This is a genomic window from Okibacterium endophyticum (assembly GCF_054780075.1).
On the sequence record NZ_BAAGXA010000011.1, the window covers coordinates 27,507 to 54,052 of the forward strand.

At 65.3% G+C, this 26,546-nt stretch carries 32 protein-coding genes; 12 read left to right on the forward strand and 20 right to left on the reverse strand.

Annotation, left to right across the window (positions count from 1 at the left end):
• Window positions 1–25: 25 nt before the first annotated feature.
• From ACYVF5_RS13845 to ACYVF5_RS13880, 8 genes are all read right to left on the reverse strand, one after another.
• Window positions 26–817, reverse strand: coding sequence for an ABC transporter ATP-binding protein (locus ACYVF5_RS13845; RefSeq protein WP_460947395.1), 792 nt, complete (start codon window positions 815–817; stop codon window positions 26–28).
• Between the two features lie 8 nt (window positions 818–825).
• Window positions 826–1,656 (reverse strand): ABC transporter permease, encoded by an 831-nt coding sequence (locus ACYVF5_RS13850; RefSeq protein WP_460947397.1) that lies wholly within the window; start codon window positions 1,654–1,656, stop codon window positions 826–828.
• Complete coding sequence (locus ACYVF5_RS13855) at window positions 1,653–2,465, reverse strand: ABC transporter permease (RefSeq protein WP_460947399.1); 813 nt, start codon at window positions 2,463–2,465, stop codon at window positions 1,653–1,655. The genes ACYVF5_RS13850 and ACYVF5_RS13855 overlap by 4 nt, the downstream gene beginning before the upstream one ends.
• A 59-nt stretch (window positions 2,466–2,524) precedes the next feature.
• Window positions 2,525–3,538: an ABC transporter substrate-binding protein gene (locus ACYVF5_RS13860; protein ID WP_460947401.1), complete on the reverse strand. Its 1,014-nt coding sequence runs from the start codon at window positions 3,536–3,538 to the stop codon at window positions 2,525–2,527.
• A gap of 57 nt (window positions 3,539–3,595) precedes the next feature.
• Window positions 3,596–4,618, reverse strand: coding sequence for an amidohydrolase family protein (locus tag ACYVF5_RS13865; RefSeq protein ID WP_460947404.1), 1,023 nt, complete (start codon window positions 4,616–4,618; stop codon window positions 3,596–3,598).
• A gap of 149 nt (window positions 4,619–4,767) precedes the next feature.
• Window positions 4,768–5,547, reverse strand: coding sequence for an IclR family transcriptional regulator (locus ACYVF5_RS13870; RefSeq protein WP_460947405.1), 780 nt, complete (start codon window positions 5,545–5,547; stop codon window positions 4,768–4,770).
• A gap of 264 nt (window positions 5,548–5,811) precedes the next feature.
• Window positions 5,812–6,126: a hypothetical protein gene (locus ACYVF5_RS13875; protein WP_460947407.1), complete on the reverse strand. Its 315-nt coding sequence runs from the start codon at window positions 6,124–6,126 to the stop codon at window positions 5,812–5,814.
• Between the two features lie 112 nt (window positions 6,127–6,238).
• Window positions 6,239–6,754: a metallophosphoesterase family protein gene (locus tag ACYVF5_RS13880; protein ID WP_460947409.1), complete on the reverse strand. Its 516-nt coding sequence runs from the start codon at window positions 6,752–6,754 to the stop codon at window positions 6,239–6,241.
• A gap of 57 nt (window positions 6,755–6,811) precedes the next feature.
• On the opposite strand from ACYVF5_RS13880, the gene ACYVF5_RS13885 reads away from it, so the two are divergent.
• Window positions 6,812–7,735, forward strand: a complete 924-nt coding sequence (locus ACYVF5_RS13885) for an AEC family transporter (protein WP_460947411.1) — start codon at window positions 6,812–6,814, stop codon at window positions 7,733–7,735.
• A gap of 140 nt (window positions 7,736–7,875) precedes the next feature.
• Here the strand turns inward: ACYVF5_RS13885 and ACYVF5_RS13890 are convergent, their stop codons facing one another.
• The 3 genes from ACYVF5_RS13890 to ACYVF5_RS13900 form a co-directional block, all read right to left on the reverse strand.
• The gene (locus ACYVF5_RS13890) at window positions 7,876–8,250 is read right to left on the reverse strand and encodes a YciI family protein (RefSeq protein ID WP_460947413.1); all 375 of its coding nucleotides are present in this window, start codon (window positions 8,248–8,250) and stop codon (window positions 7,876–7,878) included.
• A 154-nt stretch (window positions 8,251–8,404) separates the two neighbouring features.
• A complete protein-coding gene (locus ACYVF5_RS13895; RefSeq protein WP_460947415.1) occupies window positions 8,405–8,827 on the reverse strand; it encodes a DapH/DapD/GlmU-related protein in 423 nt (140 codons plus the stop codon).
• Window positions 8,828–9,095: 268 nt separating this feature from the next.
• Entirely contained in the window at window positions 9,096–9,296 is a 201-nt protein-coding gene (locus ACYVF5_RS13900) for a hypothetical protein (protein WP_460947417.1), read from the reverse strand.
• A gap of 228 nt (window positions 9,297–9,524) precedes the next feature.
• Here ACYVF5_RS13900 and ACYVF5_RS13905 point away from each other — a divergent pair, with 228 nt between their 5' ends.
• From ACYVF5_RS13905 to ACYVF5_RS13935, 7 genes are all read left to right on the forward strand, one after another.
• Window positions 9,525–10,400, forward strand: a complete 876-nt coding sequence (locus ACYVF5_RS13905; RefSeq protein ID WP_460947419.1) for a 3-methyladenine DNA glycosylase — start codon at window positions 9,525–9,527, stop codon at window positions 10,398–10,400.
• Window positions 10,401–10,469: 69 nt separating this feature from the next.
• On the forward strand, window positions 10,470–11,366 hold the full coding sequence (locus ACYVF5_RS13910; RefSeq protein WP_460947421.1) for a hypothetical protein: 897 nt from the start codon (window positions 10,470–10,472) through the stop codon (window positions 11,364–11,366).
• Window positions 11,367–13,001: an AAA family ATPase gene (locus ACYVF5_RS13915; protein ID WP_460947423.1), complete on the forward strand. Its 1,635-nt coding sequence runs from the start codon at window positions 11,367–11,369 to the stop codon at window positions 12,999–13,001.
• A 34-nt stretch (window positions 13,002–13,035) separates the two neighbouring features.
• Window positions 13,036–13,254 (forward strand): DUF2997 domain-containing protein, encoded by a 219-nt coding sequence (locus ACYVF5_RS13920; RefSeq protein WP_460947425.1) that lies wholly within the window; start codon window positions 13,036–13,038, stop codon window positions 13,252–13,254.
• 8 nt (window positions 13,255–13,262) lie between these two features.
• On the forward strand, window positions 13,263–14,024 hold the full coding sequence (locus ACYVF5_RS13925) for a 4Fe-4S single cluster domain-containing protein (protein ID WP_460947427.1): 762 nt from the start codon (window positions 13,263–13,265) through the stop codon (window positions 14,022–14,024).
• A complete protein-coding gene (locus tag ACYVF5_RS13930) occupies window positions 14,021–14,527 on the forward strand; it encodes a hypothetical protein (RefSeq protein ID WP_460947429.1) in 507 nt (168 codons plus the stop codon). Before ACYVF5_RS13925 ends, ACYVF5_RS13930 begins: the two co-directional genes overlap by 4 nt.
• Before the next feature lie 3 nt (window positions 14,528–14,530).
• Window positions 14,531–15,370, forward strand: a complete 840-nt coding sequence (locus ACYVF5_RS13935; RefSeq protein ID WP_460947430.1) for a ComEA family DNA-binding protein — start codon at window positions 14,531–14,533, stop codon at window positions 15,368–15,370.
• 81 nt (window positions 15,371–15,451) lie between these two features.
• Here ACYVF5_RS13935 and ACYVF5_RS13940 read toward each other — a convergent pair whose 3' ends face one another.
• Window positions 15,452–16,828: an aminomethyl transferase family protein gene (locus tag ACYVF5_RS13940; RefSeq protein WP_460947432.1), complete on the reverse strand. Its 1,377-nt coding sequence runs from the start codon at window positions 16,826–16,828 to the stop codon at window positions 15,452–15,454.
• Window positions 16,829–16,940: 112 nt separating this feature from the next.
• On the opposite strand from ACYVF5_RS13940, the gene ACYVF5_RS13945 reads away from it, so the two are divergent.
• Entirely contained in the window at window positions 16,941–17,867 is a 927-nt protein-coding gene (locus ACYVF5_RS13945; protein ID WP_460947434.1) for a LysR family transcriptional regulator, read from the forward strand.
• Between the two features lie 103 nt (window positions 17,868–17,970).
• Here the strand turns inward: ACYVF5_RS13945 and ACYVF5_RS13950 are convergent, their stop codons facing one another.
• From ACYVF5_RS13950 to ACYVF5_RS13975, 6 genes are all read right to left on the reverse strand, one after another.
• Complete coding sequence (locus ACYVF5_RS13950) at window positions 17,971–18,768, reverse strand: IclR family transcriptional regulator domain-containing protein (RefSeq protein WP_460947436.1); 798 nt, start codon at window positions 18,766–18,768, stop codon at window positions 17,971–17,973.
• A 99-nt stretch (window positions 18,769–18,867) separates the two neighbouring features.
• The gene (locus ACYVF5_RS13955; RefSeq protein WP_460947438.1) at window positions 18,868–19,710 is read right to left on the reverse strand and encodes an ABC transporter ATP-binding protein; all 843 of its coding nucleotides are present in this window, start codon (window positions 19,708–19,710) and stop codon (window positions 18,868–18,870) included.
• Window positions 19,711–19,712: 2 nt separating this feature from the next.
• Window positions 19,713–20,519 carry an ABC transporter permease gene (locus ACYVF5_RS13960; protein ID WP_460947440.1) on the reverse strand — a complete coding sequence of 269 codons (807 nt, stop codon included), beginning with the start codon at window positions 20,517–20,519 and terminating at the stop codon, window positions 19,713–19,715.
• Window positions 20,516–21,325 carry an ABC transporter permease gene (locus ACYVF5_RS13965; RefSeq protein WP_460947442.1) on the reverse strand — a complete coding sequence of 270 codons (810 nt, stop codon included), beginning with the start codon at window positions 21,323–21,325 and terminating at the stop codon, window positions 20,516–20,518. Before ACYVF5_RS13965 ends, ACYVF5_RS13960 begins: the two co-directional genes overlap by 4 nt.
• Window positions 21,322–22,284, reverse strand: coding sequence for an ABC transporter substrate-binding protein (locus ACYVF5_RS13970; RefSeq protein ID WP_460947444.1), 963 nt, complete (start codon window positions 22,282–22,284; stop codon window positions 21,322–21,324). The genes ACYVF5_RS13965 and ACYVF5_RS13970 overlap by 4 nt, the downstream gene beginning before the upstream one ends.
• A 408-nt stretch (window positions 22,285–22,692) precedes the next feature.
• The gene (locus tag ACYVF5_RS13975; RefSeq protein ID WP_460947446.1) at window positions 22,693–23,361 is read right to left on the reverse strand and encodes a TetR/AcrR family transcriptional regulator; all 669 of its coding nucleotides are present in this window, start codon (window positions 23,359–23,361) and stop codon (window positions 22,693–22,695) included.
• Between the two features lie 86 nt (window positions 23,362–23,447).
• Between ACYVF5_RS13975 and ACYVF5_RS13980 the strand changes: the two genes are divergently transcribed.
• Both ACYVF5_RS13980 and ACYVF5_RS13985 read left to right on the forward strand, forming a co-directional pair.
• Window positions 23,448–23,831: a DUF1761 domain-containing protein gene (locus ACYVF5_RS13980; protein WP_460947448.1), complete on the forward strand. Its 384-nt coding sequence runs from the start codon at window positions 23,448–23,450 to the stop codon at window positions 23,829–23,831.
• Window positions 23,832–23,850: 19 nt separating this feature from the next.
• Window positions 23,851–24,150, forward strand: a complete 300-nt coding sequence (locus tag ACYVF5_RS13985) for a DUF1905 domain-containing protein (RefSeq protein ID WP_460947450.1) — start codon at window positions 23,851–23,853, stop codon at window positions 24,148–24,150.
• A gap of 139 nt (window positions 24,151–24,289) precedes the next feature.
• On the opposite strand, the gene ACYVF5_RS13990 is transcribed toward ACYVF5_RS13985, so the two are convergent.
• On the reverse strand, window positions 24,290–24,715 hold the full coding sequence (locus ACYVF5_RS13990; protein ID WP_460947452.1) for a ribosomal maturation YjgA family protein: 426 nt from the start codon (window positions 24,713–24,715) through the stop codon (window positions 24,290–24,292).
• A gap of 89 nt (window positions 24,716–24,804) precedes the next feature.
• Window positions 24,805–25,746 (reverse strand): Ppx/GppA phosphatase family protein, encoded by a 942-nt coding sequence (locus ACYVF5_RS13995; protein WP_460947454.1) that lies wholly within the window; start codon window positions 25,744–25,746, stop codon window positions 24,805–24,807.
• A gap of 183 nt (window positions 25,747–25,929) precedes the next feature.
• Here ACYVF5_RS13995 and ACYVF5_RS14000 point away from each other — a divergent pair, with 183 nt between their 5' ends.
• Window positions 25,930–26,484 carry a GNAT family N-acetyltransferase gene (locus ACYVF5_RS14000; RefSeq protein WP_460947456.1) on the forward strand — a complete coding sequence of 185 codons (555 nt, stop codon included), beginning with the start codon at window positions 25,930–25,932 and terminating at the stop codon, window positions 26,482–26,484.
• Window positions 26,485–26,546: the final 62 nt, after the last annotated feature.

Consider the following 26,546-nt stretch of genomic DNA (forward strand, 5'->3'; position numbering starts at 1 on the left):
GACCTTCTGCTCGTGTCGCGCACTTCTACGCATCGTGTGGCATGACGAGCGCCATCAGGCGGTTGCGCAGCCTCAGGAACTCTTCGCTCGAGCGGGTCTCGACCTGTGACCGGACATCGCCGAGGGGGACCTCGACGATCTCTTTCACGACGCTCGGGTTCTTCGACAGCACAACGATCCGGTCGCTCAGATAGATCGCCTCGTCGATGTCGTGTGTGACCAGCACAACGGTGATGCCGAGTTCGCGGCGCACCTTCAGGGTGAGGTCCTCGAGGTCGAACCGGGTCTGCGCATCCACCGAGGCGAACGGCTCGTCCATGAGGAGCAGCTCGGGCTGGTACGACAGCGCACGCGCGATGGCGACACGCTGCTGCATTCCGCCGGACAGCTCCCACGGGTACTTCTTCTCGACGTGACCGAGGCCGACGCTCGACAGGCTCTGGCTCACACGCTCGGCGCGCTCGGCCTTCGGCACGCCGCGGGCCGAGAGCGGCAGGGCAACGTTCTTGCCGTTGGTGAGCCACGGATAGAGGGAACGGCCGTAGTCCTGGAACACGAGCCCGAGCTGCTCCGGCACGCTGTCGAGCGTGCGGCCCTCGAAGGCGACGGTTCCGGCGCTGGCGTCGGCGAGACCCGAGATGCAACGCAGCAACGTGGTCTTGCCGGCGCCGCTCGGGCCGACGATGCAGACGAACTCGCCCTTGCCGACACTGAAGCTGACGTCGTCGATGGCCATGTTCGCCTGGTCGGTGCCTTCGTTGTAGATCTTGCGAAGGCGGTCGACGGCGAGCACGGTCTGTGTTGTGGTGGCGGTCATGGGACTCCTTACGATCCGCCCAGCGCACGCGACCGGTAGTACCAGCGCAGCGCGAGGCGCTCGATGAAAACGAACAGATAGTTGAGTATGGTTCCGATGAGGGCGAGCACCAGGATGCCGGTCCACATCTTTTTGATCGCGAACTCCGCCTGAGCCTGCAGAATGAAGTAACCGATGCCGGACTGCGCAGCCACCATCTCGCTCACGACCATCAGCACGATGCCGACGGTGAGGCTGGCGCGCAGCCCCGCGGCGATCTGCGGTGCCGCACCCGGCAGCACGAGCCTGAAATAGGTGCGCCAGCCACCGAGCCGGAGCGCCTTCGCGGTGTCGAACTTGACGATGTCGATTCCCCGCATCCCGTCGAGGGTGTTCAGCAGGGTTGGCCAGATCGATCCGAGGGCGATCAGCGCGATCTGGCGCATCTCACCGATTCCGAAGATCGCGATCATCGCCGGCAGCAGCGCGGGCGACGGCAGCACATAGAGAAAGTAGACGATCGGGTTCGTCGCCATCCGCAGATACCGCAGGCGCCAGAGCAGCGAACCGCCGATGATGCCGATGAGGGTTCCCGCGGCATAACCGAGAGCCAGGTTCTGCAGGCTGGCGACCGCGTTCGTCCAGGCGCCGAAGACCACCCACTGGTTCCATGTCTCCACGAGGATGTCCGGCAACGGCAGAAAGAAAGGCGATGTGCTTGTGGCCGTGGCGACCCACCAGAGCGCCAAGAGTAGCGCCGGCAGCCACAGCGAGGTCAGCACCCGGAGGATGACCCGCAGCGGTGCCCGAGACTGCCGCGAGCGGGTCGTGGGCACGAGGGTCGTGGTCACGCGGGTCATGCGAGGCCTCCCTTGTTGACGGCGCGGATGTTCCGCTGCGATTCGTGCCAGTGCATAACTCTCTTCTCCATCACGAAGAAGGCGCCGGTGAGCACGAGGCCGATCAGGCCGGCGACGATGATATAGGCGTACATCGTCGGGTAGGCGGCGACGCCCGTGTTCTGGGCGATCAGGATGTTGCGCCCGATGCCCGGCGCGCCGCCGACGATCTCGGCGACCACCGACAGGATGAGCGCCTGCGCCGAGGCGATCCGCATCCCCGTGACGAGGTACGGCGATGCACTCGGGATGCTCACCGTGAAGAACCGTCGCACACCGCGCACGCCGAGGGCTTTTGCGGTGTCGAGCACAACCGGATCCATCGACCTGACGCCGTAGATCACCTGGATGACGAACGGCCAGAACGCTGCGAAGCAGATCAGGAACACCTTCATGGGCATGGTCGACCCCGCCACCAGGATCACCAGCGGCAGGATCGCGATGGCGGGGATCGCCTTGAAGATCTCGATGACCGGTGCCGCACTGCGCTGGGCGAAGTCGTTGAACGCCAGCGCGGTGCCGACGATCATCCCGAGGACCACGGTGATGATCATGCCGATCAGCCAGCCGAGCATCGTCGCGCCGACCGCCGTCCACAGGCGTGGCGTGCCGAGGTCTGACCAGAGCGCGCCCAGTGAGGCCGTCATCGTGGGGAACTGCGTCGGGCTCACCATGCCGGATGCGGTGACGAATTGCCACAGCACCAGCGCGACGAGCACGGTGAGCGAGGGCAGCAGCCAGCTCAGTGCACTGTTGGTGGTCTTGGTCACTGTGCTTCTCCTCTCGCGAACGGTTCGTCTCCGTGCCGGTTTGATCGGGCGGGTGTGCGTCACTGCTCCAATGCGCCCGGCCAAACGACTGTCGACACATCCAGCTCTTCGACCGCGGCGGCCACCGCCTGGTCTTCACTGAACTTCGCGAGGAGCTCTTGGGCCAGCTGGAACGCCTCGAGGTTGAGGTGAGGGTCGCCGCCGATGTTCCAGCGGGCGACCTCGGCCTGCTCCTCGGTTATGTCGAGGCCTTCGACGAGTGTGGCGCGAGCTGCTTCAGGATCTTCGGTCGCGGCTTCGATGGACTCGATCATCGCATCTGAGAATGCCTGAACCGTGTTGGGGTTCTGGTCGATGAACTGCTGCGACGTGTTGAACAGTGTTGTGGCGGTGTTCTGGAACAGCTCGCGGTTGTTGTAGCCGAGCGGCACGCCGCCGGCCTCAAGGGCATCGTTGGCGAATGGCCATTGCATGATCGCGGCATCCACGTCGCCGTTCTCGAGTGCTGCGGCCATCTGCCCGAACGGCAGCTGCACCAGTTCGATCGACTTCGGGTCGATGCCTGCGCGCTCCGCGAGCTCCCACAGGGTGAGCGAGTTGTGCGACGAGAGTCCGATCGTCGCGACCCGCTTGCCCTCGAGTCCGGCCAAGTCGGTGATGCCGGACTCTTTCGACGCGATCGTCATGGTGCCCTCGTCGTCGGGTTTGACCTGGCCCTCGATCGACGTGACAGCACGAATGGGGATGCCGTTGGCGTTCGCGGTGGTGACGTGCACAACCGTGGCGAAGCCGAAGTCGTACTGGCCGCTCGCGATACCCGCGATGATCGCCGCGATGTCGGTCTGTGGCACGATCTCGAGCTCGAGTCCGTGCTCTTCGAAGATGCCGGACTCCATGCCGTAGAACAGAGGAGCGAACTGCGAGGAGGGGTTGATGGCGACCGTGAGGTCGGATTTCTCCGGGCCTCCTTCTTCGCCTCCGTCGCTGCTCCCGCCGGAACAACCGGCCAGGAGCAGGGCCGCTGTCGCTGTGGCTGCGGTGATCGCCAGCCGTCGTGTGGTGAGGAACTTCATTGTCTGCCTCGCTTGCTCTCGTGATTTCAGAGGTGGTGTGGGATCGCCGCGATTGCCCTATAGTCCGAGCAGAGCTGTGACGTTCCCGTGGTAGATCGCTTCGCGGTCGGCATCGGAGAGGATGTCCATCTCTTGCAGGTTGGTGATCGTCGCCCGGGTGTATCCGGGTCCCTTCTCCGGGTCGAACGGGGAGTCCGAGCCGAAGAGGGTGTGATCGACGCCGAAGAACTTGATCGCGGTGCGCATCGCGTCGCCCGCGCCGAAATAGGCGGTATCGACGTAGAACTCCTTGAAGTACTCGATCGGGCGCTTCGTCAACGGGTATCCGGTGATGTCTTCCTGCTGATCCGCGGGAGTGCGCGCACCCAGCTGGTCCCATCCGGGCCCGACACGACCGGCGAAGTGCGGGATCATCGCGCCGCCGTGATGCATCAGGATCTTGATCCCGGGCAGACGCTCGAAGATTCCGGCGAACACGAGTCGCGACATGAACGCGGCCAGGTCGTACTCCCAGCCCAGGGTCCACCAGATCTCGAACTTCGAGCGCTGCTCGGTCTTGTAGTCCGACCAGCTCGAATCCCGGCACGGGTGCACCTGGATCATCTTGTCGCCGCGTTTGGCGACGGCCTCGTAGAACGGAAAGAACCGTTCCTGATCCATCGGACCGCCATGGACGTGGGTGTAGATCTGCACGCCGACCGCGCCGAGCTCATCGAACGCGCGCTCCGCCTCCACGATTGCGGCATCGACGTCATCGAGCGACACCGCGGCGCAGAAACCCGCGAACCGGTCCGGGTGATCCGAGACCAGCTCCGCCATCCCGTCGTTCGCGATCCGCGACAGCTCCGTCGTGCGATCGGCCGGTCCGAGGTCCTCCAACGGCGGTGCCGCGGAATTGATGATCTGACGATAGTCGGGGCCGAACTCGTCCATGAACCGGAACCGGACATCCATATCGACGAGGGCCGGAACCCCGCTCACTCGCTTCTGGATGTTGCGGGCCACCGGGCTGTCATCGATCGCGAACAGACGATCGGCATACGCTCGCGGCAACAAATGACAGAAAGCATCGGTTTTCATCTGGTCCTTTCCCATGACCGCGACTGTGCGGTCTCAGTGACGCGTGGCCAGCCAATCGACAGCGAAGACCCGGTGCAAGAGATCGCGAGGTGAGATTCCGCAGCACGGAATCAGTGAAGGTGCGGTGGGCGAAGCGCGTCTCGTTGTGGTCAGGCGTGCCGGCGCGAAAGATCCTCCCTGATGCCCATCGCGCATTCCCGCAGCTCGATGACCATCTCGCGCACGCGCGTACGGGGAAGACGTGCGCTCGGCGCCGACATCGCGACCGCTGCGATCGTCCGGCCGACCGGATCCTTGAGGGGAACGGCGACGGCACGCAGCGCCGGATCGCTCTCGTTCTGGTTCACGGCATAGCCGCGCATCATCACGAGTGACAACTCCTCGACGAGCTGGGTGAAGGTCTTCGTGCGGGGTGTGAGCTTCTTCAATCCGTTCGGGTACAGCTCGCGCAGCTCCTCACGCGACAGGTTGGCGAGGAGGACCTTGCCGCCGGAGGTCGCGTAGGCAGGCAGGAGGGTGCCGGTCAGGACCTGCGTGCGCACGTGCTGATCGCTTTCGAACCCGGCGATGAACCGCACAGACGGTCCCTGCAGGATGACCAGATTGGCTGTCTCGCCGATGCGTGCGATCAATGCCTTGAGGTGCGGCTCACTGACCTCCCGGAGGTCGAACGAGCTCCTGCTCTGCACTCCGAGTTCGATCAGCGCCGGCCCGGCGCGGTAGGCCTTCGTCACCCGGTCCTGGGTGACGAAGCCCCGCGACATAAGCGTCGTCAGAAGCCGGTGCGCCGTCGATGCCGCCATCCCGAGTTCTCTCGCAGCGACCGTCACACGAAGTTCGGGCTGTGATTGCAGCAGAAGCAGGATGCGCAAGGCGTGATCGACCGACTCGACCGGGTAGCGCGGTCGTTCGTGGGCTTCGCCTACCATAAAGAACCCACAGGCACCGTCGCCTTTCGATGCATCGCGTTGGTGCGCTCGCGGCAGCAGGCTCGCCGCGCCATGACCGAACTCCCGGTGACAGATCCGTGCATGGGTGGCCGCTCCTCTCTGAGGCAAACCACATTCTCTCAGCCCCCGGCTCCGAACGAGCCACGGCATAGGCCGAGATGATGAGCAGCGCCTGGTGACGGTCAGCGCCCGTGCTGATGTCGTCGCGGAGGTCTCGAAGAGGGATGCCTGCGCTGCGGCCGTTCAGCGACTCGTGGGGGACCCGTCGGCAGTCGTGCCGGGCGAGAGGGCACCGTCGACCTTCTCGGCCCGTTTGCCGAGTCCGGGGCCCTGGCCTGGCGCCATGCCGGCCGGCTCGTCCTCCCGCTCGCCTTCTCCCGCGTCATCGGCTCCGGCAGGCGCTGCGTCGTCATCCGGGTCGTTCTTCGACTGCTCGTACGATCCGTCACGAGGCCCCCCGTCCGGAAGCGGTGGCGTCGTCCCTGAGTCGACCTCACTGTCGCCATTCGGCTCAGCGGATGACGCCGGCTGCTCTGCGTCCGGGTGCGAGTCTGACATAAGGCCTCCAAGGGTGCTGTCTCGCCGACGTTACGCCCCGTGGGTGAATTCTCAACCGCACCGATGCCGCACCGATGCCGCATCGGCCTGCGCGTCGGCCTGCGCGTCGGCCTCAGGGGGCATCCCGCCGCACGTCGACGAGTCTCAGGTCTCGCAGCTTCCCGTCTTCTGCGGTCGCCGTCATATAGGTGCAGGTGGGCTGCCGGCGCCGGTCGGTCGGTGAGCCTGGGTTGAGCAGGCGCAGCCCGGATGACGTGGTGGTGTCCCACGGAATGTGGCTGTGCCCGAAAACGAGAACATCCGTGTCGGCGGAGAACTGCGCGTCGCACCGGGCTTCGCGACCGGCCGCCGGTCCGGTCTCGTGCACCATCGAGAAGCGGATGCCCTCGACCCGTGCAGAGGCGATCTCCGGCAGGCGGGCACGCAGGTCTGCACCGTCGTTGTTGCCGAACACGCCGATCAGGCGAGCGGCCCGGTGTTCGAGCACATCGAGGGTTGCGGAGTCCACCCAGTCACCCGCGTGAAAGACCACGTCGGCCTCGTCGATCGCGTGCAGCACCTGTGCGGGGAGCGCCTTCGAGCGTGTGGGAACGTGGGTGTCGGCGAGCAGCAACAGCCGTGACGTCATGCAGACATCCTGCCACCGAGAGAGCTCGGCGCACTCCCTGCTGACAGAATGGGTCGAATGATCGGTGTGCTCGTCGGATTCGCCGTGATCGCAGCGGTGATCGCGATCGGCTATGTCGTCGGGCGCACCCGGATCCTGGGGCCCAGCGGGCAGCACGTGCTGAGCCGCATCGCCTTCTTCGTGCTCTCGCCGTGCCTGCTGTTCACCGTGCTCGCCGACGCCGATGCGCACGATCTCTTCTCGAGTCTGCTTCTCGTCTCTGTCGTCGCGGCAGTCGCCGTGTTCGCGCTCTTCGTTGTGATCTCGCGGGTGTTCTGGCGACGTTCTCTGCCCGAGACCGTCATCGGCTCACTTGCATCCGGATACGTGAACGCGAACAACATCGGTATTCCGGTAGCGGTATATGTTGTGGGTGACGCATCCGTCTCTGCGCCGGTGATTCTGCTTCAGCTCATCGTGTTCGCACCGGTCGCCCTCACGATCCTCGATATTCAGGAGCGCGGGCGCACCTCGTTGGGCAGGGTCGTTCTCCAGCCGTTCCGCAACCCGATCATCGTCGGGTCGCTGCTCGGACTCATTCTCTCGGTGACCGGGATCGCGCTCCCAGACCCGGTTATGGAACCCTTCCGGCTGATCGGCGCCGCAGCGGTTCCGGTTGTGCTCATCTCGTTCGGCATATCGCTTCACGGGCAACGCGTCCTGCGCCCGGGCTCAGGGCGCAAAGACGTGCTGCTCGCGAGCGGACTGAAACTCGTTGTGATGCCCATCGTGGCCTGGGCGTTCGCCTGGTTCGTGCTCGGGATGCGCGACGAGGCGCTCTTCGTGGCCGTTCTGCTCGCCGCTCTGCCGACCGGGCAGAACGTCTTCAACTACGCCCAGCGATACGGCCGGGGCGAGATCCTGGCCCGCGACACGGCACTCGTCACGACCATCGGGTCGATAGGCGCCCTGGTCGTGGTCGCGGCGCTGCTCGCACCCTGACGCCGCAGCCCGTGGAAACGGCAGCTGCAATCGGTGGGAAGGGGCGCTTCAGCTGCGGCAGGAGCAGACGAACCATGGTCGAGCCGGCCGCGCCGTGATCAATCGATCACGGCGCGGCCGACTCAACTCGATTCGGGTCTTCACTCAGACGGGGCCTCTTGCAGAGCCCTCACTTCGATGCGGCTCTGCAGCGCGGCCGATGCCCTGTTCGCCCAGCGCACGGCGGCATCCTCATCGTCGGCTTCGATCACCCAGAATCCGCCGACGTAGGAATCCGCCTCGACGAACGGAGCATCGATCACTTTGGCCTCGTCGGCGGTCGCATCAACTGTCTTGGCCGTCGACGGTGGCTGCAGGCCTCCGGCGAAGAGGAAGGCACCTGCATCTTTGAGGGCTGTGTTGAACTCGTCGACGGCGGCGATGATCGCTTCGAACTCGGCCGGGTCGACGTCCTGCATCGACTCCATGGTCGGTTCCTCTGCGGAGTCGTGCGGAACGGTGAGAAAGTACTGCATGATTCGTCCTTTCGTAGAGGGCCGCTTCTGCGTCCCCGTCACTAAGACGTCGAATGGGAAACATCTCGATCGACATCGGAGAGAGAAATTTTCGAATCATCTCGTTTCGGAGCCTCAACTCACCCGTGCGAAGCCCAACGACGCGCGCCGCCGGCTATGCGGCTCGGTTGAGGGGATTCCGCAACGCGTTGCGGGCGTCTCCATGAACGACGCCGTTGGCGCGAACGGTGGAATCCCTGTCGAGCGTCGCGCCATCGCCGATGCGCGCGTTCGGGCCGATTCGGCTGTGAGTGCCGATCTCGACGCCACTGCCCAGGTATGCCCCTTCGCCGATGTGCACGTTGTCACCGATGAACACCCGATCGCCGAGGTGGGCGTCCCGATCGACCCAGCTGCCGGCGCTCACCCACGAGCCGCGCCCGACATGGGCGCCAGGCTCAATGTATGCCGTTTCGTGGATGTATGCAGACGGGTCGACTTTCGACGTCGCCGAGACCATGCCCCGGCCATTGCCGTGGCGGCGGTACTTCTCGACGGATCCGTCTTGCTGTTCTACCTCCAGATACACTCTGCTCACTACTGCCTCCCTGGTTGCGCGAATTCCACGCAACCAAAGTATTAACAGTGTGCACACCCGGTTGATTCCCGCAGCTGATCAGGTTAGTTTCAGCAACCACCGCGCTGCCGACGCACTCTCAACACGGTCATGCGATCCCGCTGGCGAGGTGGATCACCTGAGGACCCGGTCGGCCCGGAGCCGAATGTCCCTCGGCATCCGAAGAATCGACGGCGGGCATGGTGCGGCGGGCTGGCCCGCCGACGGCAGGCGGTGTCGGATCGCTCGTCTATGTGGTCGGGTCGTCGGGGTTGTTGGTCGGGACGACGACTTCGCCGATGTCGATCACTGTGTAGCAGTCGAACCCGTCGTTGTCTCCGTTGGCGCGCTCGAGCTGCCACCACATGCGACCGAATCGGTCACAGATCAGACCACCGACGTCACCCTCGACCACCGTGTAGAGGATCCGTCCTTCTGAGTCGATCTCCATGGGTCCTTCCTGATAGATCTCGGGATTCGTCACCGCTGAGCTGTGTTCACACTCAGAAGCTTCAGCGAACTCTTCGATTCGTGCACCAGCGAGCGGTTTCATCCGGTACTTAAGCATGGAATGACGCGTGTTTCGGTGCGTTGTCGACGGATGAACGCGGCTGCGGCAGCGAGCCAGCCGCGTTGCCCACAACATGCCACTCGAAGCACTGAGCGTTACCCTCGAGGGGTGACGACCTCTCTGCGCGAACGTCCGGTGCTCGCCCGGGCCGCCTGGCGAGCCCGTGAGAGCACACACGCTGAGCGCGCCGACGGGTTCGCCGCCGCGTGGCGTGAGCGTCAGACGCGTGGGCAGAAGCATCCCGTCGAAGACTTTCTCTTCACGTATTACCCGTACAAACCCGCTGTGTTCAGACGCTGGCATCCGGGTGCGGGCGTTGTGCTGGCGGATGCCGACGAACGCGTCGAGTGGCGCTGGTACCGGCACACAGACGGCGGCGTCATCGTCGACGCCTCGTCGTACCTTTCAGAGCGCGTGGCATCCGTCGAGTTCATCCGCACGCTCCTGACGCGAACGGCGGCCAGGGCCGGGCAGTTCGGATGCTTCGGCCTGCACGAGTGGGCAATGGTCTATCGGCAGGGCGAGCACCGTCACGATGTCGCCCTGCGGCTCTCGCAGAAAGAGACTGACGCTGTCGTCGAGACGCACAACATCACCTGCTCCCACTTCGATGCGTTCCGCTTCTTCACTCCACAGGCCGTTCCGCTGAACCGGCTTTCGCCCTCGCGAGAGAACCAGCAGAGCCTCGAACAGCCCGGATGCCTGCACGCCGGTATGGACGTCTATAAATGGGTCAGCAAGCTCGGGCCGCTCGCGCCGGGGGAGCTGCTTCTCGACGCCTTCGAACTGGCGAGAGACATCCGCTGGCTTGATATGCGCGCATCGCCATATGACATGCGTGAGTGGGGTGCTGAGCCCGTCGCCATCGAGACTCCAGAGGGAAAAGCCGAGTACGTGCGGCAGCAGCGCTGGTTCGCCGAACGGTCCAATGCTCTGCGCGCCCGTGCGGTCGACGCGATCGACCTCGCCCGCCTGCACGGGTAGTCCTCCCCATCCCGCGCTCGTCCGCCCGCGTACCTCAGTAATGTGGGTCATCGGAGGGCAGATTTCCACATGAGTTCGTCGCAGCAGCCGGTGTCCGCGGCCGCGAACCGGCGCATCCGACGTTTTTCGACGGTGAGCTGGGTTCTCGGAACCGTGGTGATGGTGATTGTCGCGTTCACGACATTCACGCAGGTCGGGTGGGACGAGGACCGCGGCGGTCTTGTGGCACTCGGAGGCGGCGGTGGTGGCGATGCGTACCCGTGGGACGCACAGGACCCCGTCGTCGCCGAACGGGGCGACAACGGCACCTGGACGGGCGAGGGAGACAGCGTCATCCGCATCGACCAGGAGCCGGGCGAGAATGTGCCGCTGCTCGTGCGACTCGAGTCCGGAGGCGAAGACGATGTCGTCGACGTCTACATGACCGAGACCGGCGACATCGACGTCGACCTGCCACCGGACGACCGGCCTTGGCCGCGGAACGTCGGATACCTGGCCGAGGGAGAAGAGAGCATCGTGATCCCGCCCGAGGGGACTCTTGAACTCTGGGTGCAGGCAGACGCGCCCTGGGAGCTCTCGCTCGAGCCCGCCGAGCTGCAGACCGTGGACGGCACCGTCGGCGGAGAGGGCAATGCCTACCTGATCTATGAGGGCGATGCGCTCAGCGCCCGCTTCGTGCACAAAGGTGACGGCATCTTCTTTGTGAGCATCTATACCGACACAGACGACGACAGGCCGATCATCGAATCCGGTCGCGTCGATCGGCGGATCTCGTGGGACGAGACATCCGTTGTGATCTTCGCCATCGAGTCAGACGAAGAGGATGGTGCGTGGTCGGTGACCATCGACGAGATCGCGACGGATGATCCGGATGACGAGACGAACCAGACGGATCAGCCCGACTCCGCAACCCCAGAAGACCCGCAGACAGAATCCGGCGCCACGTCGGGTGAAGGGAACGATTAGATGACGTTCGCCCAGACATTCGACCAGGCGCTCAAGGCACGTTTGCCGCTGCTCTACATCGAGACGAGTGAAGAGGTGCGTGTGCTCGACGAGGTGCGCAAGGCGGCATCCGCTCTTCGCACCCCTCGGGGAATGTGGGTCTGGACCTCTGCAACCGGCCTGCTGAAGCCGGACGGCTCGTCGGTGAGCAACACCACCAATCCCACACGCGCCCTCGAACACACACTCACGATCACCGAGAACGCCGTGTTCGTCTTCTGCGATCTGCACGCATACTTCGGCAGCGAGCATCGACCGGGAGAGGCCTCGATCATCCGCAAGGTGCGTGAGACCGTTCTCGAGTTCAGGCACGCGGATGCCGCCCGCGCGATGGTCATCACCGCACCGGTTCGCGTCATCCCGCCCGAGCTCGACAAGGTTACGAGCCTGCTGGACTTTCCCCTGCCGAACCGCACAGAGTTGCGCGAGCTGCTCGACACGATGATCACCAACAACAGCTCGGGCAAAGGCCGCATCACCGTCGATGCGGACGAGCACGACCTCGAGCGGCTCGTGCAGGCCGCGCTCGGCCTGACGATGGCAGAGGCCGAGAACGCATTCGCGAGGGCCATGGTCGACGACGGTGTGTTGAGCGGAGCCGACATCGAGGTCGTGCTCGATGAGAAGCGCCAGACCGTGAGCAAGTCGGGGTTGCTCGAGTTCGTCGAGAGCGACCTCGACCTCGAACAGGTCGGCGGGTTGAACAACATCAAACGCTGGCTGTCACGCAGAGAGGGGGCGTGGCTCGCCGACGCGGAGGCGTTCGGGCTCCCCGCCCCGAAGGGCGTGCTCATCACCGGGGTGCCCGGGTGCGGAAAGTCGCTCACCGCCAAGGCGACGGCGTCGTCGTGGGGTCTGCCGCTCCTGCGCCTCGACATCGGCCGGATCTTCTCCGGGCTCGTCGGCTCGTCTGAACAGAACCTGCGGACCGCGATCGCCACCGCCGAGGCGGTCGCGCCGTGCATCCTCTGGGTCGACGAGATCGAGAAGGGCTTCTCGAACACCACGGGCAACGGCGACTCCGGAACGACTGCTCGTGTCTTCGGATCGTTCCTCACCTGGATGCAAGAGAAGAAGCATCCGGTGTTCGTCGTCGCGACAGCGAACAACATCGACGCTCTTCCGCCCGAGTTCATGCGCAAGGGGCGCTTCGACGAGATCTTCTTCGTCGACCTGCCGACGGCAGTCGAACGGCGCGCGATCTGGTCGATCCAGCTGGCGTCGCGGGCGAAGGGACCGAACGGGCTCAGCCCGCTCGCCGCAGACGCCGCCGTCATCGACCGCCTGGTGCAGGTGAGCGAGAACTATTCGGGCGCCGAGATCGAGCAGGCTGTCGTCGGCGCCCTCTATGAGGCATTCGCCGAGAACCGCACCGTCACCCGTGCCGACCTCGAGCGGGCGGTGTCTGACATGATCCCGCTCGCCGTGACCCAGGCAGAAGACGTGCACGAGATCCGCGAGTGGGCGGCGATCAGGGCCGTGAGGGCCACGGGGAGCGAAGACCTCGATGCCGGAGACCGGGCGGAACAGGTGGATGGCACAGAGTCCGCCACGGTTGTGTCGTCGCACCGCGGCGGACGCACAGTGGACTTCTAGGCCGGAGCAGACGCGATGCCACATAGGAGACGACATGTCTGACAAGAAGAAGCTCATCATCCAGGTCCGCCCAGACGGAAGCGTGCACGCCGAGACGGTGGGGATGTACGGCGAAGAGTGCCTCGACTACATCGTGGCGCTCGAAGACCTGCTCGACGCCGAAGCATCCGAATCGTCGTTCACCGAGGCGTATCACCAGGTTCCCGTGCGCCAGGACGACGTGATCGGGCAGCGCAACTGGGACGGTGCATGATGGGTGCGGTGACCGACGTGACGATCGCTTCGGCTTCGGCTTCGGCTTCGGCTTCGGCTTCGCCCGGGCTCGGTGCTGTGATGCCGGCCAGGCGCCGACGGAGCGAGCTGCGGTGGTCCCGGTTTCTGCCGGCGACCGAGGCCGAGGGCCCTGGAGTTCGCGCGGCGCTGTGGGTGCAGGGGTGCTCGGTGAGGTGCCCCGGGTGCTTCAACCCGCACCTCTGGGCCGAGGCCGGCGGGGCATTAGACGATGCGGATGCCCTTGCGTCGCGTTTCGTCGACGAGACCAGGGCCGCCGGCGCAGAGGGCATCACGCTGCTCGGCGGTGAGCCCTTCGACCAGGCCGATGCGATGGCCGTGATCGCCGAGGCGTTTCGTGCCGCCGGACTGACCGTGATGACCTTCACCGGATACACCTTCTCCAACCTGCGGGAGTGGATGACCTCGCGCGACGACATCCACCGGCTGCTGTCCGCCACGGATCTGCTCGTCGACGGCCCGTATCTGCGCGATCGGCTCGACACCAGGCGCCCCTGGATCGGTTCGACGAACCAGGGCATCCACGCGCTCACCGATGTCTATGCAGACGAGGTGCGGCGTATAGAGGAGCAGGGCTCGCCCGACAGACTCGAGATCCGCATCCGGCCAGACGGACGGGTCGACGTCAACGGGTGGGCAGACGATCTCGCTCTCGAGAACCTGCTCGACGGCCTCGGCCCACGAGCCGACCGCCCGATACGCCGCCCTGCACACGAGGAGCACACACGATGAGCGTGACGATTCTGCTGATACCCGTCGCGCTGGCGGCGGCCGGACTGGTCGGCGGCGTCGGCGTGCGAGGGGCGTTCGCCGCATCGCGCGACGAGGGCGCATCGGCAGCTGCGCCGGAGGAGCCGGTGAGGCTGAGCGTTCGCACGCGCATGAAAGACGAAGGACTGCTCGCCGAGGCACTCCGCGACCTCGGTGCTGTCGACATCGATCTGACGGCTGATGCGCTCGCGGCGGTCGTCGACGGTGTGGCTCTCGACATGGCGAAGACAGTCGACGGCATCTGGGAGGCACACCTCACGGGCGCGGACGGCGGCGATGTCGACGAGGTCACGGCGAGAGACCTGCTCAACCGGCTGGATGCCGCCTATGCCGCGAGAGTGCAGACCGCTGTGGCCGAGCGCATCCGTTCTCGTGCAGAGGCGTCCGGGTTCGAGCTCGTCTCTGAGACGACGGAAGAAGACAGCACGGTGACGATGGTGCTCAATGTGCGTACCGGCGGATAGGGCATGACGAACACCACCGCACGAGACACCAGCGCCGGCCCGACCACGGGATGGATGATCGCGTGGAGCCTCTGGATGCTCCTGGTGCTGATTCCCGGCGGCGTGATGACCTGGGCGGCCTTCCTCGTCATCGGGATCCTCGGTCGCAACACCCGGTGGACGGTGTCGGGAATCGTGTATGCGGTTGTGGCGGTCGTTCTGTCGCTCGAGCTCTGGGAAGCCTGGGACATCGTGCTGTGGGGCGCGTACTACGTGGGGAGCATCATCCATGCGCTGACCGTGAACCCGCGCTGGCTCGCGCTCCAGTGGGGGCGACGCGAGCGCGGTGAGAGTTTTGCGGGTGTTCGCATCGGCTCGGCGGCGGCGAATAGTTCATCGGGTTCACGCGCTGACCGGACGTCGGCTGTGCGCAGGGGCGCACGCTCCGAGAAGCAATCGCAGGCGACGCCGCCGGCCGAGGCAGAGGAGCTCGTGAACGCACCGGGAACCGACAGATCGGATTACCTGTCGGATGCCGTGACGGCAGGTCCGCCTGGTTCCTCTCGTTCGTTGAGAGCGCCGGGCACGTCGCGCACCGCCGCGCGGCCCGCTGAACCCGAGCCGGAACCGATCGACGTGAACACGGCGTCGCAGCGCGAGCTCTCTCGGTTGCCCGGCATGGATCGCCGGTCGGCGAAGGCGGTGGTCAAGGCCAGAACGGAGCGCGGCGGGTTCGCCTCGGTCGAGGACTTCGCGCGAACCGCCGGCCTGCAACCGCACGAGATCGTGCGGTTGCGAGACCTGACGGTGTGCTCGCCGAGACCACGGGCCGCGAGGAGCTTCGGCCGGCGGCTGGACCTCTGACACTGCCCGGCTCCTGTCGGCTCCCGTCGACGCCGGACCGGTGCGGCAGGATCCACGTGCGTCAGCCGCACCGGTGCCGGCTCAGGCGTCGGCGCGATAGACGGTGCGGGCCGTCTCATAGAGCGGTGCCGGCTGCACTGTCGCCCTGATCGACACCTGCACGTGGTCCTCCACCTGGAGCTTCGACGAGGGTGTGTCCTCGCCCCAGACGACAGTCACCTCTGTGCCCGGCTCAGCGAACTCCGGCGACACCACGGCGAGCGACAGGATGGACCGCTCGTTCGACGAGTATCCCGTCCACGTCGACACTCCGACGATCGAGCCGTCTGATTCGACACGGTCGAAGTGGAACGTGTCGTACAACGCCATCGGCAGGTTGAAGAACTTCGCTCCCGGGCCCTTGTGGAAGATGGAGCCGAACGCCTTCTCCGTGTCATCGCCGTTCCACACGAGTGTCACCTTGCGGCGCGTATCCGTTTTGCCGTCGGCCTCCATACGCTCGAGGGCCTCGCGGCCGACGAAGTCGTGGTCGAACGAGACGATACGGCCGTAGTCGAGCTCGTACGGAGTGATGTAGTAGTCCTCGATGTTCTCGGAGTGGAAGCTGCCGCCGAGCGGCGAGATGGTCTCGTATGCGTTGTCGGCGAGCCAGCGGCGGTAGTCGGCCATGCGCTCGCCCGTGTAGATGGCGGGCAGCGGGCGGGGGAGCCACCCCGACTCGAGGGCGTTGGTGTGGTAGGCGCGCGCACCGACCTGCACGAGCCCGTGGGCCTTGCCTGCTTCGAGAAGGGCTCCGTGCACCGCATCGTTGTCCTCCCACGGGCCCCACATCTCATAACCGGGCTCACCCGCCATCCCGTGCCGGAGTGCGCGGACCTCTTTGCCCCCGATGGTGAACCGGGTCATGCCGAAGAACTTCAGGCGCGGCGGCTCCTCGCCGATCGCGTCGCGCATGAGGTCGAGGGCGCCAGGGCCCTGCACCTGGTAGCGGTAGAGCACGGGCTCACCTTTGCGCACGAGCGAGTTGTCGTCTCGCCACACACGCACGTTATAGCCGCCGGTTTCTGCGTGGTAGTGAAGCCAGTTGATCGACGGCGGGATGCCGACCGCCTGGTACTCGTCTTCTTCGAGGTGGAAGAGGATGTTGTCGCCGATGACGTAGCCGTCGTGATTGACGGCCACGAACTGCTTCGCCTTGTCGACGGGAAAGTTCTCGACGCTGTTGACGGCGAGGTCGCTGATCAGCTTGAGGGCGTCCGGCCCCTTGATGTTCAGGTCGGCCATGTGGTGCGACTGGTCGAACAGCACGGCTGTGCGACGCCACGCGAGCTGCTCGTCGCGCCAGTTGGAGAACTCCTGCGCGACACGGGGAACAACTGCAGGAGGGCTCTGCGACTCCCACAGCAGGTTGACGGGGCTTCCGGCTGCGGCAATGGCCTCTTCGAGATTCTTGGGCACGATCTGTTCCTCCTTGAACTGCTTTCTGTCGATGTCGACGGCCTCCAGTCTTGACAGTTCCGTTCAAAAAGGAAAACATGTTTATGCAAGCACACACCCCAGAGAAACTGTGATGACGTCCCTTCCGTTCACTCTCCGACAACTGGAGTACTTCGACGCCATCGCAAGTGAGGGGTCGCTGACCGCCGCGGCAGACCGTTGCCACGTGAGCGCATCGGCTCTCGCTCTCTCGCTCGGAGACCTCGAGCGGCATCTCTCGCTTCAGCTGTTCGTGAGACGCAAGGGAAAGGGGGTGACGCTCACACCGGCCGGCGCGCGGGTGCTGTCGCTGGCGCGACGTCTGCTCGCGGGAGCAGAGGTGCTCGCGGCGGATGCCTGGCAGGCGGCCACGAGTCTGACCGGGCGCTTCAGCGTCGGCGTCTTCTCGACCCTCACTCCCTTCTACCTGCCGAGCATCCTGCAGGATTTTCGCCGCCGCAACCCCGCCCTCGAACTGGACTTCGTTGAGGCATCCGCACCAGAGCTGCACGAGCTTCTTCTGCAGGGGCGTGTGGATGCTGCGCTGATGTACCGCGTCGACGTATCGGACCAGCTGGCCTTCGAGTCCGTGCAGGAGTATCGCCCGTATGTGCTCGTCGCCGACGGGCATCCACTCGCTTCGCGCGGGAGCGCCCGGCTTCGCGACCTGGTCACCGAGCCCCTCATCGTGCTCGATGTGCACCCCACCCGAAAGAACACGGAGTCGATGTTCGCCGCGCTCGGCCTCGAGCCCGCGGTGGGATGCACAACGAGCAGCTACGAGGCCGTGCGCTGCCTGGTGGGGCGCGGGCTGGGCTACGCCGTGTTGTTCCAGAGGCCCGCGTCGCGCTGGACATATGACGGGCACGAGGTGGTCCCGCTCGAGATCACCGACGGTGTGCCCTCGACTCTCGTCGGTTTGGCCCGTCCGTCCGGCGCCATGCGCACCGCGCGTTACAGCGCTCTGTTCGACTTTCTCGTCGCCACCTCGACCTCGACCTCGGACGAAGCAGGTTCCTGAGACCGCCGTTCATCCGTTTCGGACCGACTCACCCCGCATGGGGGTGGATACCGTCCGAAACGGATGAAAGCGGTGGGCCGGCGCGATGGCGGCCGCTCTCGAGTCAGCGGATACGTGTTCCCGTTCGCAACAGGTCCTCTTCGATCAGCCGAGCGGCGCGAAGCACGGAGGGCAGGATGCTGGCGACGATCTCATCCACATCGCCCCGACGGATCGGAGCTGACACATTAACGGCAGCCACCACCCGCCCGGTTGCGTCGCGCAAAGGTGCAGCCACCGACCGCAGCCCTTCTTCGAGCTCTTGATCCACGAGGGCCCAGCCCTGACCTCGCACCTCTTCGAGCGCTTCACGAAGCAACCCGATGTCGGTGATCGTATGAACGGTGAGGGGCTCGGGGTGGACCGACGACAAAAACTCCTCCTGCCGCTCGACCGAGCCGCCACCGAGTATCGCACGTCCCATCGACGTGGCGAAGGCCGGGAACCGGGTCCCCACTCCGATCGCCGCCGACATGATCCGATGGGTCGCGACGCGAGCGACGTAGACGATGTCGAGGCCGTCGAGCACCGCGACGGACGCCGATTCTCCGACTTCCGCGGTGAGACACTCGAGATGCGGCTGAGCGATCTCGGGCAGGGACAGACTTGCGAGATAGGAGTAGCCGAGATCGAGAACGCGTGGCCTGAGCGAGAACTCCCGCCCGTCTGTGCTCATGTATCCGAGTCCGACGAGCGTATGCAGGAACCGGCGAGCGGAGGCACGGCTCAGCCCTGTCTCCTTCGCCACCTCGCTCACGGTGAGCGCGGGGCGACGCGCACCAAAGGCGCGGATGACGGCAAGACCCTTGTCGAGGGACTGCACGAACTCACCGGAGTGCTGCACATCGGGAGCGTCGTTCACAGGTCCTCCTCGTTGGGGTGTCTCCACACGATTGCGCACACGGGCGTTGTGCGCACGCCGCCGCTCCGAGAGAGCAAGAAGTCGAGGACGTACGCACCCTCAGTGGGTGGTCCCGGCCTCCTCGAGCGAGCGAGCACCACGCTTGGCTGCCTGCACCAGCTCATAGACGTGAGTGCGCAGCCGCGCGAACTCGGGCTCGGCCCTCGTCGTCAGCTGATCGCGATCGGCGCCGAGACCGACCCTCACATCCTCGAGCAGAACCGTCGGCCGCGCAGAGAGCACAAGCACGCGCTCTCCGAGGTAGATCGCCTCGTCGATATCGTGTGTGACGAAAACCACTGTCACGCCGAGGCGCTTCCAGAGCGACCGCACGAGGTCTTCGAGCTCGAACCGGGTCTGCGCGTCGACGGCCGCGAATGGCTCGTCCATCAGAAGCACCTGCGGTTCATATGCGGTTGCCCGCGCGATGGCGACTCTCTGTTGCATACCACCGGACAGCTGCCAGGGATACGAACGTCCGACGTCGGCGAGGCCGACGGCCGAGAGGGACTCGGAGACGAGTCTGTGGCGTTCCCCCTTCGGCACACGCTTCTCTTTGAGGGGGAGCTCGACGTTCTGAGCCACTGTCATCCACGGAAAGAGGGATCGACCGTACTCCTGGAGGACGACCGCGAGGCCAGGAGGCGGCCCGGTCACCCTCTCGCCGGCCAGCGAGACGGAACCCGTCGTCGCGGGCAGGAGGCCCGCAAGGCAACGAAGAAGGGTGGTCTTGCCCGCGCCGGACGGGCCGACGACGCACAGGAACTCGCCGGAGCCGACGGAGAAGCTGAGATCGGCGATAGCCTCGACGGGGTCACCGCGCCCGAGGTACACCTTGCCGAGGGAACTCACCTCCAGAGCTGCGCTCTCATTCGTGGTCGAGGGGGTCGATGGACCGGTCAATTTCACGCACCTCCGCGTTGGGATCTCAGATAGCCGTGGTACCACGCCAGAACGCGGTCGGTGATGAGGCGGAAAACGAGAGAGAGCAGAACGCCGAGCACTCCGAGGAGGATCACGCCGCCCCACATCTCCGGGATCGCGAAACTGCGCTGGAACTGCACGATGGCGAACCCCAGTCCATCCTGAGCGGCGAACATCTCACTGATCACCATCAGGATGATCCCGATCGAGAGCCCTTGCCGCGCCCCGGTGACGATCTGCGGGCTCGCTCCAGGGAGGATCATGCGCATAACGCGGGTCCGTCTGCCGAGCCGATAGGAGCGCGCCGTGTCCCTGAGAACAGGATCGAGCGCTCGAACGCCTTCGACGGTGTTGAGGAGTATCGGCCACAGACAGCCCATCGCGATGACAACGATCTTCATCTCGGCTCCGATGCCCAGGAAGAGCATAAAAACAGGCACCATAACGGGTGGGGGAATCGCTCGGAAGAACTCCAGGACCGGCTCGAGGAACGACCGTAGACGCCTGGACGATCCGATCAGGATGCCGAGGACGATGCCGACGACGAGTGCCGCTCCGTATCCTGCGAGCAGACGCAGTATTCCGGGAACCGCATCGCGGACGATGCGCGAGTCGCCGAAGGTCTCCCCGCCGAACCAGGTCTCGCCGAAACGCTCGAAGACCGTCGACAGCGGCGGATTCAGGTAGTTGGTGCTCCCGGCGGAGCCAAACCACCAGAGGGAGATGAGCACGGCCGGCAGCGCGACGATGAGCAGAACGCGACGACCGATGTCAGCGAGGCGTGTCATGCTGCCAGGTCCTCTCGAACCGACGGATGCCAGAAGAGCGTCACTCGTTCAAGAGTGCGTGCGAGCAGGTTCACGAGCACACCGAGCACACCGGCGACGACAACGAACGCATACATCGCGGCAACCGCCCCCGACTCGCGGGCGACGGCCAGTTGTCCGCCGAGACCGTCGAGGCTGATCAGCAGCTCACCCGTCAGCGTGAGAATGAGCGCCACAGAGGCAGCCAGGCGCAGGCCCGTCAGCGCGTAGGGGAGTGTGGTCGGCCAGACAACCGTGCTCGTACGCCGCAACAGGCCGAAACGAAACGACCGCGCCGTGTCCGATGCGACAGGATCGACGTCCTGCGCTCCTGCCAGCACCTGGATGAGCACCTGCCAGAAGCTCGCGTAGACCACGAGCAACAGTGTGGACTCCATTCCCGTGCCGAGAAGGAGCACGGCGACGGGTATAAGCGCCACAGAGGGAACAGGGCGCAGGAATTCGATCGTCGACGCCGTGAGCGCCCTCAGCAGAGGAACGGTTCCGATCAGCATGCCGAGCACCACACCGGCGACGACCGAGATCGACAAGCCGATGATCCAGGTCGCCAACGTCTCGCCGAGAGCGACCCAGAAGTCCGGTGTGGCCATGCGCTGGGCCAGGGCGACGAGAATCTCGGATGCCGGCGGCAGAAAGCGAGGGTCGACGAGGCCGGTGCGCGGCACGAACTCGAGGATGAGGAACAGGGTCGCGACACCGGCGACGCCGAGGACCCATACGGGCGTCGACCTCGCTCCGGTGCTGCGACCCGACACGAGAGGGGTCATGGCAGGAGCTTGTCGATGTCCACCGGCTCGGTGACCAGACCGTACTCGAGTGCAAGGTCGGCGAGGAGCTGCATCGATTCCTCCGAGAGCGAGGTCTCGAAGCGAGGCATCACCATGGCCTCTTTCACGGCCGTGTCGATTGTGGTGTACTCGTCGAGCGCAGCACGCGTCTCTTCGGGGTTCTCCTCCGCGTATTCGAACGAGCGAGACAGTGCCGCCGCGAAGGCGTCAACGGTATCCGGATCCGACGAGAGGAACTGTTCGCTCGTGAAGTACGCCGCGATCATCAGGTCCGGGTCCACTTCCGCATAGTTCCATGAGATGACCCGTGCGCCCTGCTGGAGGGCCATGGTCAGATGAGGCTCGAGAATCCAGGCGGCGTCGACCTGACCCTCTGCGATGGCAGCGGGCATGTCGGGAAAGCCCATTTCGACGAACTCGACAGCCATGGGGTCGCCGCCGGCATCCTCGACGACCTTCCGCACGGTGGAGTCACCGATGTTGTTGAGGGTGTTGACCGCAACGGTATGGCCGGCCAGATCGGCCACGGTGGCGATGTCGGAGTCCTCCGGGACGACAACCGCGGCGAAGTCCTCGCCGACCTGCCCGGTCGAGAAGTTGCCGGGAGCGACCGCCTTCAGCGGCACTCCCTGCTGGGCGGCGAGCAGCAGCGACGTCACATTGCTGAACCCGAACTGGTACTCGTCAGAGACGACAGCCGGCACGATCGCAGCGCCGCCCTGGGCGATCTCGAGCGTGACCTCGAGGCCTTCCTCCTCGAAGAATCCTTGAGAGACGCCGAGATAGATCGGGGCCACATCGACGATCGGGATCACACCGACGGTGACCGGGGTCAGCTCGTCACCCGTGCCCCCATCATCCGGAGACGGGCTCGAACATGCCGACACGGCAAGAGCTGCCACCGTCGCGGCAACGATCACGGATACAGACTTTCGCATGAGGTTCTCCCTTGAACTCTTCTGCACGATGTCTTGGGCGCCGTGTTGCGCGCCTCGTTTTCACCCGCACCCGTCCCGGCAGAACGGGCATCCGTCGAGTCACAAGAGATGGCCGTTGTCCGAACGAGTGTGCTCCCTGTGAACATAGTCGCGCCGGACCTCCCTCTCAATCCCCCCGTTGCAGACATCGCCGATTCGTGACCTGATCGCTATCGCGCGTGCGGCAGGCGAACATCTCGGCGCGTTGACGGGGTGTCGCGAAGCCGGCTGCGCCCTTCGACGGCGGGGACGGTCGTGCACAACTTCGGAGACTCGTCGCCGCAGTGCCGTGATCATGGGTCACGTCAGGGTGAACGCGCTGATGCGGCGCAGTTCTCCGAAGTTGTGCACGCCGTGATCATGCTCGCGTCAGGGCAGCTGTGACCCGGTGTGGCCGCCACGGCCGAATCTGCTCAGGAACGTCTCGACTGCCTCGACGGCTATTGTTTCGAGCTGGCTCTCCGGGTAGCGATTGCCCGCACCCTCGAGGGTGAGCCGATTGAGAGGAGCGGCGAGGGCAAGCCACGTGAACTGTTCGGCGGCCAGGAGCGGGTCGGGCATCACCAGGTCGCCGCGCTCGCCGAGGGCGGTGAACGCCTCTGCGAGCATCAGCTGGTTTCCGTTCCAGCTCCTGGTCACATAATCCGAGGCGACTTCGGGAAAACGGGGCGCTTCGGCAGCGACAAGTGCCCGCATCTGAATGACGGGTGTGCTCAGCACGCCGGCCTGCAGCGACCGCGCGAGTCGCAGAAGGCGCCCCCGGATGTCGGTGTGTTCACGGAGTGCTTCACTGTGCGGACGCATCGCATCGCGCCCCTGATCGACCCAGTCCTTCACCACGGCTGCGAACAGCAGCTCTTTCGAGGCGAATTGCCGATAGAGCGACTGCTTTGAGATGCGCGCCTTCGCCGCGACGGCATCCATTGTGGCTCCCGCGTATCCCAGGGCCAGAAACTCCTGCCGGGCGATGGTGAGCAGTTGCCGGGTGTCGCTTCCGCGTGGGCGGCCTCGGCGCCGAGACTCAAGACGGGACGACATCTCAACTCCTTTTAGTACTTGACAGTCTCTTATTAAGATCGTAATGTCAATTAGTGTACTACTCCGTACTAAATAAAGGAGAAACCGTGCTCGCAGTCGGCATCGGCGTCGCAGTAGTCGCCGCCTTCCTCTTCAGCACCCTGTACTACATCGCTCTCTCTCCACTCGAGCAACAAGCGCTCAAGGGGGCCGCTCCCGAAAGGAGTCCGGCAGTGTGGAAGGCGGTTGTCGAGTTTGCCAGAACCGCCGTGACAGCCGGGGTGTTCGCGTGGATCGCCCTCCAGACAGAGCTGCTCGGGTTCCCCGACTCGCTGTTGCTGGCGATCATCCTCTGGGCCGGGTTCCCGCTCGTTCTGCTGAGCGGATCGATCATCTGGGAGAAGACCGCACCCGCCAGTGCTGCTCTGCACGCCGGCGACTGGCTTCTCAAACTTCTTGTGATCGGCACGTCTGTCGGTCTTCTTCATTGACCATCGAAAGGACACCACCATGAATGCGTCGACACCTCTGAACATCGACTTCACCGCACCGCTCGAACAGAGCGAAGCCGAAGGCGGCTGGACCTACGTCAAACTCAGCAGATCGGCCGAGATCTTTGGCACCCGCGGGCTGGTGAAGGTGTCCGGAACCGTAGACGGCGTTCCCTTCAGGAGCTCGTTCATGGCGCTCGGCGACGGAACCCACAAACTCCCGGTGAAGGCCGAACTGCGCAAGGCGATCGGCAAGACCGTGGGCGACGAGGTGACCGTGCACCTCGACCAGCGCCTCAACGGGAGTGCTGCCTCGTGATCGCCGACTGTGGCATCCGTGCCGCGTTCATCCGGCGCTTAAGCACGCATTCGGCCGACATAACATGCTTAAGCGCCGGATGAATCCAGCTGAATCGCGCATAGCGTGCGTTAGTGACGGATGAACGCGCACGACGTGATCACGCGACGGAGCGTCGGGAGCGAATCGCCCGATCGACGACGGCCGTGACGAACGCGCCGAGCGCATAGGCGACCATGTCGAGCGGGACGAACGTGCTGCCGAGGATCAGCCGCGCCGGAGGGAACGCCGCCCCCAACGTCGCCGGCAGCGGAGTCAGCTGCAGCAGCTCGACGAGTGCGCAAGCCCCGAAAGCGATGAGCGCGACCGCCAGGGCACGGGCGCGAGGGGCGATCAGCGCGATGATGAGATAAACGAGCGCCGCATAGAGGGCTCCGCCCGCGATGTCGCCGGCGAGTCCCGGGATGACGAAGCGTGAGATGAGTCCGGCGACGATGACGCACACGGCGGCGGCGGCGAGAAGAAGACGGCGACGAACGGTGGGGCGTGACGCACGCGCAGGGGCGTGAGCGGATGGTGTGGGCACAGTTCACGGTATCGGCGCCGGCTTATCGGTCGCTGTGCCCGGTCCGCATGGCGCATGGCGCGACCCGGCCCCCGCCGTGACCCGCCACGTCACGCGATCGAGAGCGCCGTTCCGTCGAGGATGTCGTGTTCGCTCGTCACGACAGCGGTGAGCGGTCTGCCCGCTGCGCTCGCGGCATCCGCCACGCGTCGCACCACGTCACCCCAGACCACGGCGCCTGCGGCGATCACGTCGACCCGACCGGGATGCAGGTACGGCAGTGCGGCGCGTGCGTCGCGGGGCATACGGGCGAGGTCGTCGCACGCGGCGAGCACCCGTTCGACCGACAGCGCCGCCCCGTGGATCGCCCCTGGGTCGTAGCGCTCGAGGCGCAGGGCGTGTGCCGTCACCGTGGTGATCGTGCCGGCGACACCGACCAGAACGGATGCCTCGCCGAGGCCGACGTGCTCGCTCGCCACGTCGAGGGCGGCATCCGTGTCGCGCCGGATGCCGTCGATCGCCGCCGCGTCGAGCGGATCGCCCGTGACGTGGCGCTCGGTCATGCGCACCGAGCCGATGTCCATCGAGTGTGAGGCCGTCGGCTGCCGCACACCGAGAACGAGCTCGGTGGATCCGCCGCCGAGGTCCACGACGAGTGTCGCCGCCTCGCCTGTCGGCGCGATCGCGCTGAGCGCACCGCGGAACGAGAGGGCTGCTTCTTCTGCCCCGTCGATCACCTCGGGTTCAACGCCGAGGATCTGCCGGACCTGGCCGATGAACTCGTCGCGGTTGGAGGCATCCCTCGTCGCCGAGGTGGCGACGAATCTTGTGCGCGTGACGTTGTGCTCCCGGCAGAGGTCCGCGTAGCGCCCGGTGGTCTCGATGGTTCTGGCCAGTGCCTCTGGGGCGAACCTGCCGGTTCGATCGACGCCCTGGCCGAGGCGCACGATCTCGAGAGTCCGCACGACATCGGTGAGGGACTCGCCGTCGGTGTCTGCGATCAGCAGGCGCAGCGAGTTGGTTCCGCAGTCGAACGCGGCGACACGGGTCATGGAACTCCAGACGTGGTGGCGGACGGTACGAGCGTATCCCGGCTGCCGCCACTCCGTCTGTGACGCGCTGTCCGAGAGCGGGGCGAGCGGCGAGAGCGGGGCGCGCGCCACAAGTGGAGTAGCGCCTGACGGCCGCGGTAGATGTTCGGGTCCGTGCGATGTCTGTGTGACAGGATCGACTGCGTGAAAACCCTCGAGACCGAAAGACTTGTGCTGCGCACCTGGGAGCCAGGCGATGCCGATTTCGTCTTCGACCTGAACTCGCGGTGGGAGGTCAGGAGGTTTCTCGGAACCACTCCCTCTGTTATGCAGGAGCGTGACGAGGCCGTGAAGCTGATCGAGAGATGGAGTGCGCTCGAGCACCCCGTTCACCACATCTGGGCGATCACCCGCCAAGACGATGACGGGCTGCTCGGAGCTCTTCTGCTCAAGCCGATCCCGGCATCCGGAACCGACGGTGCGCCCTCTGGCGACACGGAGATCGGCTGGCACCTGCATCCGGATGCCTGGGGTCACGGATACGCGTCAGAGGCGGCCGCGCGCGTGCTCACATACGCGTTCGACAAGGGCCTCGACCGCGTTGTTGCCGTGACGAACCCCGAGAACACCGCATCGCAGGCCGTGTGTCTTCGGATCGGCATGACCCACCTCGGCCGGAGTGACATCTATTACGACACGGTCTGCGAGCTGTTCGAGGCGCGGCGTTCGCTCCCGGCTCAGGAGCAGCCGCGGGGCTGACGTTGACACCACCGGTCTGACATCCGTCCGGTCGTGCTGTGGGTTCGACGAGGTCGCCGAGC